The sequence below is a fragment of the Paraburkholderia sp. J63 genome, assembly GCF_905220245.1.
Lineage (GTDB): Bacteria > Pseudomonadota > Gammaproteobacteria > Burkholderiales > Burkholderiaceae > Paraburkholderia.
This window is the reverse complement of record NZ_CAJMZF010000014.1, coordinates 121,255-133,819: the sequence shown is the minus strand read 5'-3', so window position 1 is coordinate 133,819 and position 12,565 is coordinate 121,255. Positions and strand designations below refer to the sequence as shown.

At 66.8% G+C, this 12,565-nt stretch carries 12 protein-coding genes; 4 read left to right on the top strand and 8 right to left on the bottom strand.

Annotation, left to right across the window (positions count from 1 at the left end; translation table 11 throughout):
* Nucleotides 1-50: 50 nt before the first annotated feature.
* From U5775_RS17585 to U5775_RS17580, 3 genes are all read right to left on the bottom strand, one after another.
* Nucleotides 51-290: a hypothetical protein gene (locus U5775_RS17585; RefSeq protein ID WP_322059356.1), complete on the bottom strand. Its 240-nt coding sequence runs from the start codon at nt 288-290 to the stop codon at nt 51-53.
* Nucleotides 287-778: a L,D-transpeptidase family protein gene (locus U5775_RS39470; protein ID WP_415913597.1), complete on the bottom strand. Its 492-nt coding sequence runs from the start codon at nt 776-778 to the stop codon at nt 287-289. Before U5775_RS39470 ends, U5775_RS17585 begins: the two co-directional genes overlap by 4 nt.
* Before the next feature lie 178 nt (nt 779-956).
* Nucleotides 957-1,721, bottom strand: a complete 765-nt coding sequence (locus U5775_RS17580; protein WP_322059355.1) for a class I SAM-dependent methyltransferase — start codon at nt 1,719-1,721, stop codon at nt 957-959.
* Between the two features lie 169 nt (nt 1,722-1,890).
* Here U5775_RS17580 and U5775_RS17575 point away from each other — a divergent pair, with 169 nt between their 5' ends.
* The 3 genes from U5775_RS17575 (at nt 1,891) to U5775_RS17565 (ending at nt 5,341) form a co-directional block, all read left to right on the top strand.
* A complete protein-coding gene (locus U5775_RS17575) occupies nt 1,891-2,730 on the top strand; it encodes a helix-turn-helix transcriptional regulator (RefSeq protein WP_322059354.1) in 840 nt (279 codons plus the stop codon).
* 129 nt (nt 2,731-2,859) lie between these two features.
* The gene (argH, locus tag U5775_RS17570; RefSeq protein ID WP_322059353.1) at nt 2,860-4,266 is read left to right on the top strand and encodes an argininosuccinate lyase; all 1,407 of its coding nucleotides are present in this window, start codon (nt 2,860-2,862) and stop codon (nt 4,264-4,266) included.
* Between the two features lie 154 nt (nt 4,267-4,420).
* A complete protein-coding gene (locus U5775_RS17565) occupies nt 4,421-5,341 on the top strand; it encodes a bestrophin family protein (protein WP_322059352.1) in 921 nt (306 codons plus the stop codon).
* Nucleotides 5,342-5,435: 94 nt separating this feature from the next.
* On the opposite strand, the gene U5775_RS17560 is transcribed toward U5775_RS17565, so the two are convergent.
* From U5775_RS17560 to apbC, 5 genes are all read right to left on the bottom strand, one after another.
* On the bottom strand, nt 5,436-6,146 hold the full coding sequence (locus tag U5775_RS17560; RefSeq protein ID WP_415913596.1) for a lysozyme inhibitor LprI family protein: 711 nt from the start codon (nt 6,144-6,146) through the stop codon (nt 5,436-5,438).
* 17 nt (nt 6,147-6,163) lie between these two features.
* Nucleotides 6,164-8,443: an arginine/lysine/ornithine decarboxylase gene (locus tag U5775_RS17555; protein ID WP_322059351.1), complete on the bottom strand. Its 2,280-nt coding sequence runs from the start codon at nt 8,441-8,443 to the stop codon at nt 6,164-6,166.
* A gap of 89 nt (nt 8,444-8,532) precedes the next feature.
* On the bottom strand, nt 8,533-9,102 hold the full coding sequence (gene dcd / locus U5775_RS17550) for a dCTP deaminase (RefSeq protein ID WP_322059350.1): 570 nt from the start codon (nt 9,100-9,102) through the stop codon (nt 8,533-8,535).
* Nucleotides 9,103-9,321: 219 nt separating this feature from the next.
* Nucleotides 9,322-9,870 (bottom strand): superoxide dismutase family protein, encoded by a 549-nt coding sequence (locus tag U5775_RS17545; RefSeq protein WP_322059349.1) that lies wholly within the window; start codon nt 9,868-9,870, stop codon nt 9,322-9,324.
* A 208-nt stretch (nt 9,871-10,078) separates the two neighbouring features.
* Nucleotides 10,079-11,167, bottom strand: a complete 1,089-nt coding sequence (apbC, locus tag U5775_RS17540) for an iron-sulfur cluster carrier protein ApbC (protein WP_322059348.1) — start codon at nt 11,165-11,167, stop codon at nt 10,079-10,081.
* 356 nt (nt 11,168-11,523) lie between these two features.
* On the opposite strand from apbC, the gene U5775_RS17535 reads away from it, so the two are divergent.
* Nucleotides 11,524-12,177 (top strand): OmpA family protein, encoded by a 654-nt coding sequence (locus U5775_RS17535; protein WP_322059347.1) that lies wholly within the window; start codon nt 11,524-11,526, stop codon nt 12,175-12,177.
* Nucleotides 12,178-12,565 lie beyond the last annotated feature (388 nt).

The following is a 12,565-nucleotide window of genomic DNA, read 5'->3' as shown; positions in this document are numbered from 1 at the left end:
GGGTGTTCATCGGACATCGCCCAACATGCCCCGTCCGGCATCACGACAACTCAGTTGCGGCGTGCACGCCGAATCCACAGCGCCAGCAACGCGACGACCAACACCGCGAAGACATCGACGGCAGCGAGCACCGGTAACGGGTTGGTCCACTTGTCCATGTTGGTGGTGCGGCTGTAGTACGGCGGCCCGCTGCCATACGCTTCATTCAGGTTGATCCAGTTGAACGCCGCGACCAACGTCACCAGCGCAATCATGGTCGCCAGAAGCAGGATTCGAATCGAACGGTTCATGGGTAGCGGACCGTCAAGGGAACATAGCAGTCGGAGTTGCCGGTTGCCGCCTTCAGGTCTGCTGCGAAGCTTTCCATCTGACCGCGCAGATTGATGCAGCCAGCACTACCGGCGTGTGTACCGCCATGGATGAAAAATCCGCCACGTCCAAAAGTCTGCGTGCCCGGAAAAACGTGAATCGTGAGCCGATGATCCCCCCCAGGCTGCGCGTGGCGCAATGTTGTACCAGTGATTGGTCCACATCTGCGAGGGCTGTACCCAATACTGTCCAGGCGGAATTGGCCCAACGCGGCCTTCGCGTTGTCGGGCGGTAGAGTAATGTAATCAAAGCCGCCGTCGTCCAAGGGACGGCCGGACACAGCGGCATAGCCGCGCCCCCCGGCACCGATCACCGTTAGAAAGCGCCCATCAAACCGAAGCGATACGTTACCTCGGGCACAAGTGGGAACGCTCGGTATGCCGCGCTCAGTCGCGTAGGGAGTTGCCATGGCGTCGTTGCGCAGGAAACGGAACTCGCTAATTCTAGCGAATCGTTATCGCCTCCCACTTGTCTAATGACAATCTCCAGACTCTGAACAAAGTGTGACCGTCAATACGGCTCCCTCTGTCGCGACGCACGGGTTCAAGCCAACCCGAACAGCTCGACCGGAGCGCCCCGCCTGCCTCTTAGTCGCGCCGCGTCGCCTCGATCATCAGCGCATCGAGCTTGAAAGAGCCATCGCTTTGGACATCGAAGTATTGGTGCACCTCGTCGGGCGCGCGCTCCCACATCGAGCGAATAGCCGTCACGCGCTCGGGCGGCGTACGCATGCGCGCGACCCAGGTGTCGAAGTCGAGCGCGATGCGCCAGCGCTCCGTCACCTGCGCGTCGAAGCCCGCGCGGTCGAGCATCGCGAGCCATTCGTCGGCGCGATAGTCGCGGATATGCGAGGCGTCGCGCAGCAACTCGATCGCCTGGATGTGCGTGTCGTAAAGCGGGTCGTCGACGCCGGCGATGTCGATGAACTTGAGCCGCCCGCCCGGCTTGAGCACGCGATGCACCTCGGCGAGCGCGCGCGGCACGTCGCGCCAGTGGTGCGCGCTCATGCGGCTGATCACCCAGTTGAAGCTGGCGTCGGCGAACGGCAGCGTCTCGGCGGCGCCCTGCTGGGTGCGGATGGTCGCGAGGCCCCGCTCTTTCGCGGCGGCTTCGACCGTGGCGAGCATCTGCGGGGCGATGTCGTAGGCCACGACTTCGCGTACGTGCGGCGCCACCGCGAAGCTCGCATGCCCCGCGCCGCAGCCCATGTCCAGCACCGTGGCGTTGCCGCAGGTGGCCGCGAACGTCGCGGCGAGATTCTCGAGATCCGCGCCGCTCGCGTGGACCTGGCTCGTGAGGTAGGCGGCGGCGGTCGAGCCGAACGCGTCGGCGACCTGATCGTGATGCTTCATCGCATGCTCCTTGTGGGTACTGGTGTGGGGGGCCGCTGCTTGCTGCGGCTTTCTTCGTGGGGCGCGGGCGCCGCGTCAGCCGTTACGTCAGCCGTTACAATAGAGGCCGTTCTGTACCAGTACAAGTTAAGCAATTATTCTGGTATCGCCAGCACCCGCCCCACGCCCCATGAGCCTCGACACCCCTGCCGCCGATTCGCCGGGCACCTTCCCCGGCACCGCCAAAACGCTCGAAGCGACGCCCGCGCGCGCGCTCGGCGACTTCGTCCGCGCCCATCGCGAGCGGCTCTCGCCGCAGGAAGTCGGGCTCGCGCCCGGCCCGCGCCGCCGCACGCCGGGCCTGCGCCGCGAGGAAGTCGCGCAGCTTTGCGGCGTGAGCCCCACCTGGTACACGTGGATCGAGCAGGGCCGGCCCGTCTCGGCCTCGGCGGACGCGCTCGCGCGCATCGCCGTCGCGCTGCGCCTCTCGCGCGCCGAGCGCGCCTACCTGTTCGAGCTCGCTGCCCAGCGCGATCCCGCTGAGCCCGATCCGGCCAGCGCCGCGGACGCGCCCGCCACGCTGCTGCAAACCGTGCAGCTCGTGGATGCCCCCGCCTACGTGCTCGACCGCCAGTGGACCGCGCTCGCCTGGAACGCCCATGCCGCGGATCTGTTCACAGGCTGGCTCGACGCGGAGCACGACCGCAACCTGCTGCGCTTCACCTTCACGGAGCCGCTCGGACGCGAGCTGATCGTCGACTGGGAGACGCGCGCGCGGCGCCTCGCCGCCGAATTCCGCGCCGACTCGATCCGGCACCTGAACGACGCGCCCACGCGCGCGCTGATCGACTCGCTGCTGGCCGCGAGCGACGAGTTCGCGCGCTTCTGGGCCTCGCAGGACGTGTTCGAGCGCGAAGGCGGGCGGCGCGAATTCCATCATCCGCGCCACGGCCGCGTCGCCTACGACCAGATCACGCTCAAGCCCGCGCACCGCGAAGACCTCAAGCTCGTCGTGCTGGTGCGGCTCTGAGCGCCGCGGCGCCCGGCGGCCCACCCCGCCGATGGTAAAATCGGCTTCTTTCCCGCCGTGCGCCGTGTCCCCGCGAGGCCGCGCGGCCCGCTTGTTTACGCCCTTTCACGCTCGTTCACGCCCATCACCATGACGTCCCAACTGCACAAAAAAGGCGAAGCCTGGTCGGCTCGCTTCTCCGAGCCCATGTCGGAGCTGGTCAAACGCTATACGTCGTCGGTCTTCTTCGACAAGCGCCTCGCGCTCGTCGATATCGAGGGCTCGCTCGCGCACGCGTCGATGCTGGCCGCACAGAAGATCATCTCCGCCGACGACCTCGCCGCCATCCAGGGTGGCATGGCGCAAATCAAGGGCGAGATCGAGCGCGGCGAATTCGAGTGGAAGCTCGATCTCGAAGACGTCCACCTGAACATCGAGGCGCGCCTGACCGCGCTGATCGGCGACGCGGGCAAGCGCCTGCACACGGGCCGCTCGCGCAACGACCAGGTCGCCACCGACATCCGCCTGTGGCTGCGCGGCGAGATCGACCGCATCGGCGGTCTGATCGGCGACCTGCGCGGCGCGCTGCTCGACCTCGCCGGGCAACACGCGGGCACGATCATGCCCGGCTTCACGCACCTGCAGGTGGCGCAGCCGGTCACCTTCGGCCATCACCTGCTCGCCTACGTGGAGATGTTTACGCGCGACGCCGAGCGCATGGCCGACTGCCGCAAGCGTGTGAACCGCCTGCCGCTCGGCGCGGCGGCGCTCGCGGGCACGAGCTACCCGATCGACCGCTTCGCCGTAGCGAAGACGCTGGGCTTCGACGGCATCTGCACGAACTCGCTCGACGCCGTCTCCGACCGCGACTTCGCAATCGAATTCACGGCCGCCGCGGCGCTCGTGATGACGCACGTCTCGCGCTTCTCGGAAGAACTCGTGCTGTGGATGAGCCCTCGCGTGGGCTTCATCGACATCGCCGACCGCTTCTGCACGGGCTCGTCGATCATGCCGCAGAAGAAGAACCCGGACGTGCCCGAGCTCGCGCGCGGCAAGACCGGCCGCGTAAACGGCCATCTGATGGCGCTCCTCACGCTGATGAAGGGCCAGCCGCTCGCGTACAACAAGGACAACCAGGAAGACAAGGAGCCGCTGTTCGACACCGTCGATACGGTCGCCGACACGCTGCGCATCTTCGCGGAGATGGTCGCGGGTATCACGGTCAAGGAGCAGGCGATGCGCGCGGCCGCGCTGCAAGGCTTCTCGACGGCCACCGACCTCGCCGACTACCTCGTGAAGAAGGGTCTGCCGTTCCGCGACGCGCACGAAGCGGTCGCGCACGCGGTGCGCATCTGCGTGGACCGCAACTGCGATCTCGCCGATCTCACGCTCGACGAGATGCGCCGCGAGCTGCCGGCGGTCTCGCAGCTGCTGGCCGAGGACGTGTTCGAAGTGCTGACGCTCGAAGGCTCGGTGTCGGCGCGCAACCATGCGGGCGGCACCGCGCCGGAGCAGGTTCGCGCGGCCATCGCGGCGGCGCGCGCGGCGCTCAAATAAGCGCGGCGGGCTCGTCCCGAGCCATCGTGAAGCAACCATAAGGCGGGCGCGCGACGGACACCGTCGCGCGCCCGTTTTGCCTGGCCGCCTGGCGCGTTCGGTCCCGCCCCGACCGCCCCGGTTTCGCCCACCCAGCCCCGATTCCCCCACGCCGATGATCGTCCGCCCTCACCTCCACTGGTTCCGCATGCTGCTCGCGTGGCGCGGCTCCGTGCTGCCGCAGCTCCTGCCGCGCCTCATGCTCGTGCTGGCGATCTCAATCGTGGCCGTCGCCGCCCACGATCACATCCTCAAGCTCACGGTCAACCTGAGCACGGTGCCGTTCTCGCTGATCGGCATCGCGCTCGCGGTGTTCCTCGGCTTTCGCAACAGCGCGAGCTACGACCGCTACTGGGAAGGCCGCAAGCTCTGGGGGCAAATGCTCAACGAGACGCGCTCGCTCGTGCGCGAGTCGCTCACGCTCGTGCAAAGCGACGACCCGCGCGCGCACGTGCGCCCGTTCGCCGAACTGCTCTGCACGCTGCCGCACGCGCTGCGCCACCAGCTGCGCCGCACCGACCCGCGCGCGGATCTCGAAGCGCGCCTGCCGCGCGAGGTGGTGGAGCGCGCGATGGCCTCGCGCTATCGCCCCGCCACGCTGTTGCTGTGCGCCTCCGAATGGCTGCGCAGCGAAGCGCGCGCGGGCCGCGTCGACAGTTACGCGGTGCTCGCCTTCGAGCGCAATTTCAACGGCCTGTCCGATGTGATCGGCGGCTGCGAGCGCATCGTCTCCACGCCGCTGCCGTTCGCCTATACGGTGATGATTCATCGCACCGTCTACTTCTTCTGCGCGCTGCTGCCGTTCGGGCTCGTCGACAGCATCGGCGCGCTCACGCCGATCTTCGCGGTGTTCGTGGCCTATGCGTTCATGGCGCACGAAGCGATCGCCTCGCAGCTCGAAGACCCGTTCGGCACCGAAGACAACGACCTCGCGCTCAACACGCTGTCGGCGGGCATCGAGATCGCGTTGCACGACCTGCTCGGCGACCCCACCACGCTGCCCCAGCGCGCGCCCGAGCAGTTCATCTACGACTGATCTCCGGCTGAAAACGAAACAGGCGCCCGGTGTCCGGGCGCCTGCTTTCCGATCATGCCGCCGCGCGAATCATCGCCGCCCCGTCGGCGGCCCGTCACCGGTTATTGACCGTCTCCGACAAACGCTTGAGCGTCGCGAGCCGCGCCCCGAGCAGATCGAGACGCGCATGCTCGTCGATGAGCGGCGTGGTCGCGTCGCGATACGCGCGCCACGCGCTTTGCGCGCGCACGAGCACGGGCCGCGAGTGCACGGGCATGCGCGCATAGAGCTTGCGGTAGTAGCGATTGAGGTCGTAGCTCACGTGCTCGCAGTGCGCGTCGGCGCTGCAAGGCCGCACGCGCTGCGGCGCGTCGCCCGAAACCGCCGCGGCCTGGCCGCGCAGCGAAAGCGCGCGGTCGCGCACCGGCTGCAGACGCATGTCCGCTTCGTAGAGCTGATAGGTCGAGCCGCTCGTCGTCGCGAAGGCCGCGCCCAGCATCGTGTCCTCGGCATCGCGCCATGCCGCCCACTTTTCCTGGCTCGTGCGCCAGCGCTTTTGCTGCGCCGCCGGCAGCTTCGCGATCAGTTGCGCGAGCGCCGCCTCGGAGGCGCTGCGCCACGCGGTGCGGGCCTCGTCCATGCACTGGATCTGGCCCGCGGTCGAGGAGCGGTCCGCGCGCGCGAGACACGTGCGCATGCCCGCATCGATCGGGTCGGCGGCCGCCACCTCGGCATGCGCCGCCGGCGCAGCGGCCGCCAACGCCATGCAGAGAGCCGCCGCCGTCGCCAGCGCCGTCACGAAAGAACGCAGAATCCGCACCGTCATGCCGCTCGACCCCACGCTCAGGCGCGCACGCAATCCACGAAATACTCGATGCGGCCGTTGATGGTCTCGCCCACGAGTCCGTGGATGTCGGTGTGAAAGCCCGGGAAGCGCTCGTTGAATTCGCGCGCGAACTTCAGGTAGTTCACGATCGTCTTGTTGAAGCGCTCGCCCGGAATCAAGAGCGGAATGCCCGGCGGGTAAGGCGTGAGCAGGATCGACGTGACGCGGCCTTCGAGCTCGTCGATGGGCACGCGGTCGATCTCGCGGTGCGCGAGCTTCGCGAACGCGTCGGACGGCTTCATCGCCGGCTCCATGTCCGAGAGGTACATCTCGGTCGTGAGGCGCGCGATGTCGTTGGCGCGGTAGACGCTGTGGATCTGCTGGCACAGGTCGCGCAGGCCCACGCGCTCGTACATCGGATGCTGCGCGACGAACTCGGGCAGCACGCGCCAGAGCGGCTGGTTGTTGTCGTAATCGTCCTTGAACTGCTGGAGCTCCGTGACCATCGAGTTCCAGCGGCCTTTGGTGATGCCAATCGTGAACATGATGAAGAACGAGTAGAGGCCCGTCTTCTCCACGATGATGCCGTGCTCGGCCAGGTACTTCGTGACGATGGCCGCGGGAATGCCGGTCTCGCCGAAGTCGCCTTCCACGTCCAGCCCCGGCGTGACGATCGTCGCCTTGATCGGGTCGAGCATGTTGAAGCCCTCGGCGAGCGCGCCGAAGCCGTGCCAGCGGTCGTTCGGCCGCAGCATCCAGTCTTCGCGCGAGCCGATGCCTTCCTCGGCCAGATCGTCGGGGCCCCAGACCTTGAAGAACCAGTCGTCGCCGTACTCGGCGTCCACCTTGCGCATCGCGCGGCGGAAGTCGAGCGCCTCGGCGATCGACTCTTCGACGAGCGCGGGGCCGCCCGGCGCTTCCATCATCGCCGCGGCCACGTCGCACGACGCGATGATCGCGTACTGGGGGCTCGTGGACGTATGCATCAGATACGCCTCATTGAAGCGGTGACGGTCGAACACACTGTCCTCGCTGTCCTGCACGACGATCTGCGAAGCCTGCGAGATGCCGGCGAGCAGCTTGTGCGTCGAGTGCGTCGCGAACACGAGCGCCTTGGTGCGCGGACGCCCCGCGCCAATGGCGTGCATGTCCTGGTAGAACTCGTGGAACTCGGCGTGCGGCAGCCAGGCTTCGTCGAAGTGCAGCGTGTCGAGCATATCGCCGAGCAGGTCCTTGATCATCTCGACGTTGTAGACCACGCCGTCATAGGTGCTCTGCGTGATCGTGAGAATGCGCGGCTTCGCGTTCGGATTCTTCGCGAGCGCTTCACGCGCGAACGGATTCGCCTCGATCTTCTTGCGAATGTTCTCGGGCTTGAACTCGTCGCGCGGAATCGGTCCGATGATGCCGAAGTTGTTGCGCGTCGGCGTGAGGAACACGGGGATCGCACCCGTCATCATGATCGAATGCAGGATCGACTTGTGGCAGTTGCGGTCGACCAGCACGATGTCGCCGGGCGCGACGGTCGCGTGCCAGACGATCTTGTTCGACGTGGAGGTGCCGTTGGTCACGAAGAACACGTGGTCGGCGCTGAAGATGCGCGCGGCGTTGCGCTCGGAAGCCGCCACGGGACCCGTGTGATCGAGCAGCTGGCCGAGTTCCTCGACCGCGTTGCAGACGTCGGCGCGCAGCATGTTCTCGCCGAAGAACTGGTGGAACATCTGGCCGAGCGGGTTCTTCAGGAACGCCACGCCGCCCGAGTGACCGGGGCAGTGCCACGAGTACGAGCCTTCGTCGGCGTACTTGACGAGCTCCTTGAAGAACGGCGGCGCGAGCGCGTCCAGATACACGCGCGCCTCGCGAATCACATGGCGCGCGACGAACTCGGGCGTGTCCTCGAACATGTGGATGAAGCCGTGCAGCTCGCGCAGGATGTCGTTGGGCAGATGGCGCGAGGTGCGCGTTTCGCCGTACAGGAAGATGGGGATGTCGGCGTTGCGCTTGCGCACCGCGTCCACGAACGCGCGCAGCGCGACGATCGCGGGCGCGTGCTCGGGCGCTTCGCCGTCCGCGCCTTCCACGTAGGGCAGCAGTTCGTCGTCGTCGATCGAGAGGATGAAGCAGGCCGCGCGGCTCGACTGCTGCGCGAACGACGTGAGGTCGCCGTAGCTCGTCAGCCCGAGGACTTCCGCGCCCTCTTTCTCGATGGCTTCGGCGAGTGCCCGGATGCCGGAACCCGAGATGTTCTCGGAGCGAAAGTCTTCGTCAATGATGACGACGGGAAAACGAAACTTCATGGGCGAATTCTCCAAAAGAAACGACCGCTGCGTGTAATGCGCAGCGGTCCCCGTATGTCGTATGTCCGGTGGGTTAGTGCGCTCGAACGTCAGGTCTTCGGCAGTGTGACGCCGTGCTGGCCTTGATATTTGCCGCCGCGATCCGCGTAAGACACTTCGCAGACCTCGTCGCTCTCAAAGAAGAGCACCTGCGCGACGCCTTCGTTCGCGTAGATTTTGGCAGGCAAAGGTGTCGTATTCGAGAATTCGAGCGTCACATAGCCCTCCCACTCGGGCTCGAACGGCGTGACGTTCACGATGATTCCGCAGCGCGCATAGGTGGACTTGCCCAGACACACGGTCAGGACCTTGCGCGGAATGCGGAAATACTCGACCGTGCGCGCGAGCGCGAACGAATTGGGCGGGATGATGCAGACGTCGCCCTTGAAGTCCACGAACGACTTTTCGTCGAAGTTCTTCGGGTCGACGATGGTCGAATTGATGTTCGTGAAGATCTTGAATTCGTCGGCGCAGCGGATGTCGTAGCCGTAGCTCGAGGTGCCGTAGCTCACGATCTTGCGGCCGTCTTCCGACATGCGGACCTGGTCGCGCACGAACGGCTCGATCATCTGATGCTCTTCGGCCATGCGCCGGATCCATTTGTCGGATTTGATTGCCATGTTGCGCTACGGTCCAGTAAAAAACGGGGAACGAAAAAGGAGACGGCCGGAAAGGGCCAGCGGGTTGGTCCACCAGGCATGCACCACAAGGCAGGCCCCTTCGAAAGGCGCCTATTTTACGCGATGTGGATCAGCGTGCCTGGAAGTGCACGCGAAGAGCACATCGAATGCGCTCGCGCCGGTCTCACGTACACGCGACACAGGCGGCTCGCGTGCGCATTACTGCGCCTTGATCACGCCGCAGGCCATCGCCGGGCCGGTGCCGCGCGCCGGATACGCATAGGGGTCGATGGCGTCGTGATGCACGAGCACCGCGCGCTGCAGCACCGAGCGCACGCCGTCGAGCGAGACATCGGGCGCGACGATGAAGCCGGTGGCGACGCCGTTGGAATCCGCATGGATGTTGCCGAGATCGCCCTCCACGCGCGCGCCCGGCTTCAGGCGGTCGGCCGCGGGCGCGAAAACGGCGCCCGCGCTGGACGCATCGGCGGCATTGCAGTCGCCGCGCTCGTGAACCTGAATGGCATGGTCGCTGTCGGGTGGCAGGCCGGCGAGGTTGTAGCTCACCTGCACGCCGTCCGAGCGCTCGACGAACGACACCGTGCCCCGCACCTGGTTGCCGACGGTAGGCAAGACCTGCGCGAGCGCGCGCTTGTCCTGCTGGCCCATGAAGCTCGTGCAGCCGGCCAGCAGCATGCACGCGGCCACGGCCAGCACGACGGCGTTGCCCGCCAGCCTGCTCTCGCCCCTGTCGATTCCTTTACCCATGCGATCCTCATGTCCGCGCGCGGCCGCCCCTGCGACCGTCGATCCGGACCCTTGAAGGCCACATGATACCGCGCAGCGGGCCAGGCGCGTGCCCCGCGTGAGCGCCGCGTCGCCCGCCGCGAGCCTTGCGCAGCAAGGCGCACGGGGTGCGACACCGGGGCGCCGCGCGGCATCGGGTCAGGCGGGGCCGCCAGCGCCGCTCAAGCGCTCAGGTGTTCTGCACGACGATGGTCGGGAACTTCGAGCTCATGTCGCGCGCGCGCTCGGCGATCTGCACCGCGATGCGGCGGGCAATCGCCTTGTAAGTCGCAGCCACGGCGCCGGCGGGGTCGGCCACCACGGTCGGATGGCCCGAGTCGGCCTGCTCGCGAATGCCGATGTCGAGCGGCAGGCTGCCGAGCACCTCGACGCCGTATTCCTTCGCCATGCGCTCGCCGCCGCCCGCGCCGAAGATGTGCTCGGCGTGACCGCAATTCGAGCAGACATGCACGGCCATGTTCTCGACGATGCCGAGGATCGGAATGCCCACCTTCTCGAACATCTTGAGGCCCTTCTTCGCGTCGAGCAGCGCGATGTCCTGCGGCGTCGTCACGATCACGGCGCCCGTCACGGGCACGCGCTGCGAGAGCGTGAGCTGGATGTCGCCCGTGCCCGGCGGCATGTCCACCACGAGATAGTCGAGCTCGCGCCAATTCGTCTGACGCAGCAGTTGCTCGAGCGCCGAGGTGGCCATCGGGCCGCGCCAGACCATCGGGTTGTCCTGCTCGATCAAAAAGCCGATCGAGTTGGCCTGCACGCCGTGCCCTTCGAGCGGGTTCATCGACTGGCCGTCGGGCGATTCGGGGCGGCCCTCGATGCCGAGCATCATCGGCAGCGACGGACCGTAGATGTCGGCGTCGAGCACGCCGACCGAGGCGCCCTCGGCCGCCAGCGCGAGCGCGAGGTTCACGGCGGTCGTGCTCTTGCCGACGCCGCCCTTGCCCGAGGCCACGGCGACGATGTTCTTCACGTTCGGCAGCAGCTTCACGCCGCGCTGCACCGTGTGCGCGGCCACTTCGTGGCGCACCGCGACCCGGCTCGACCGGACCCCGGGCACCGCGGCGAGCGCGCCTTCCACCTGCGCGCGGATCACGTCGTACTGGCTCTTCGCCGGATAGCCGAGCACGATCTCGACGTTCACGGTGTCGCCGTCGATCGCTACGTTGCGCACGCCTTTGGCCGCCGCGTACGGCCGGTCCGTGTTCGGATCCGTAAGGGCCGCCAGCGCGGCGTCGACCAATGCCCGATCTATGCTCATTGAAACTCCGTCTCCAGGAATGCGCCGGCGCCCACATGGCCCGGCATACCGCACGGTGTCATGTCTGCGCCGGAAATCGCAAGAAATTGTTAAGCTGGATTGCGCAAATCCCCGCGGCAAGGCACGCTTCGCGGCAGCGGCCCTTGTTGCACCGAAGAAGCACTTGTCAAGCCGTCGCCGGGCGACGGTCCACACAAGTTGCCCAACGGGTGCCCAACGATTCCAACGACTCGCGCAAGCGCCCAAGTCGTCATTGTAGTAGTTGCAGCCGCGCGCCGTCCGAAGACCCTGAACCCAGTCGGGGCCTGCGGACGGCGCAAGCAGCCGTCACGTTCCACTCAAGAGAGGATTGAAAAATGAACACAAGAACCTTGACCCGCCTGTCCGTCTTCGCCATCGCCGGTGCGCTCGTCGCCGGTTGTGCGACCCAGCAGGGCACCAACACGGCTGTCGGCACCGGCGTCGGCGCGGGCACGGGCGCCGCGATCGGCGCGATCTTCGGCGGCGGCAAGGGCGCGGCGATCGGCGCGGGTGCAGGCGCGCTGGTCGGCGGCATCACCGGCTACAACTGGCAGGCGATCCACAACAAGCTCTCGGGCGCCACCAAGGGCACGGGCACGCAGATCACCGAGCAGCCCGATGGCTCGCTCAAGCTCAACATTCCGAGCAACGTGACCTTCGACACCAACAGCTACGCGATCAAGCCGTCGTTCGCGCCGGTGCTCGACCAGGTCGCGCAGACGCTGCAGCAGAACCCGGAAGTGGTCGCGCAAGTGGTCGGCCATACGGATAACACGGGCCAGCCGGCGTACAACCAGACGCTCTCGGTCAACCGCGCGCAGAGCGTGGTCAACTATCTCGCGTCGCGCGGCATCCCGATGCAGCGCATGGCAGCCGAAGGCCGCGGCGACACCCAGCCGATCGCCGACAACAGCACCGAAGCCGGCCGCACCGCAAACCGCCGCGTGGAAATCTATCTGCGCGCGACGGCGCAGCATCAAGGGGGCTAAACGCTGAAGGCGGCGCCGCAGGTTGCCGCAAGCCGGACATATGGCTTGCAGCAACGTGCGTGGCGCCGTGAAAACAGCGACAGGACGAGCGGGACGGCTGCAAAGCCGTCCCGCTCGTGTTTTGGGCCGGCGCAGATCGGCACCCGATGCGCGGCGACGGGCTCGATGCAACCAGTCGGCGCCAAAACCTGGCCAACCCGCGGAATCAGCGAATCGAAAAAATTTTCGAACTCTCTTTCCACTCCGCTGTCTTTCTTTACGGTACGCGCGCGGTCATGCCGCGGCGTCACCATTCTCCTCTTGTCGTTGTTGCTCCGGGGCCATCCTGCCCCGGTTTTTTTTGCCTGCGATTTGGCGTGAGATTCCCGCAGCGATCTTGCCGGTACGC

Excerpts from the sequence above, each read along its gene's own strand:
- U5775_RS17585 (WP_322059356.1), bottom strand. The coding sequence starts at position 290 with ATGAACCGTTCGATTCGAATCCTGCTTCTGGCGACCATGATTGCGCTG.
- U5775_RS39470 (WP_415913597.1), bottom strand. The coding sequence starts at position 778 with ATGGCAACTCCCTACGCGACTGAGCGCGGCATACCGAGCGTTCCCACT.
- U5775_RS17580 (WP_322059355.1), bottom strand. The coding sequence starts at position 1,721 with ATGAAGCATCACGATCAGGTCGCCGACGCGTTCGGCTCGACCGCCGCC.
- U5775_RS17575 (WP_322059354.1), top strand. The coding sequence starts at position 1,891 with ATGAGCCTCGACACCCCTGCCGCCGATTCGCCGGGCACCTTCCCCGGC.
- argH (WP_322059353.1), top strand. The coding sequence starts at position 2,860 with ATGACGTCCCAACTGCACAAAAAAGGCGAAGCCTGGTCGGCTCGCTTC.
- U5775_RS17565 (WP_322059352.1), top strand. The coding sequence starts at position 4,421 with ATGATCGTCCGCCCTCACCTCCACTGGTTCCGCATGCTGCTCGCGTGG.
- U5775_RS17560 (WP_415913596.1), bottom strand. The coding sequence starts at position 6,146 with ATGACGGTGCGGATTCTGCGTTCTTTCGTGACGGCGCTGGCGACGGCG.
- U5775_RS17555 (WP_322059351.1), bottom strand. The coding sequence starts at position 8,443 with ATGAAGTTTCGTTTTCCCGTCGTCATCATTGACGAAGACTTTCGCTCC.
- dcd (WP_322059350.1), bottom strand. The coding sequence starts at position 9,102 with ATGGCAATCAAATCCGACAAATGGATCCGGCGCATGGCCGAAGAGCAT.
- U5775_RS17545 (WP_322059349.1), bottom strand. The coding sequence starts at position 9,870 with ATGGGTAAAGGAATCGACAGGGGCGAGAGCAGGCTGGCGGGCAACGCC.
- apbC (WP_322059348.1), bottom strand. The coding sequence starts at position 11,167 with ATGAGCATAGATCGGGCATTGGTCGACGCCGCGCTGGCGGCCCTTACG.
- U5775_RS17535 (WP_322059347.1), top strand. The coding sequence starts at position 11,524 with ATGAACACAAGAACCTTGACCCGCCTGTCCGTCTTCGCCATCGCCGGT.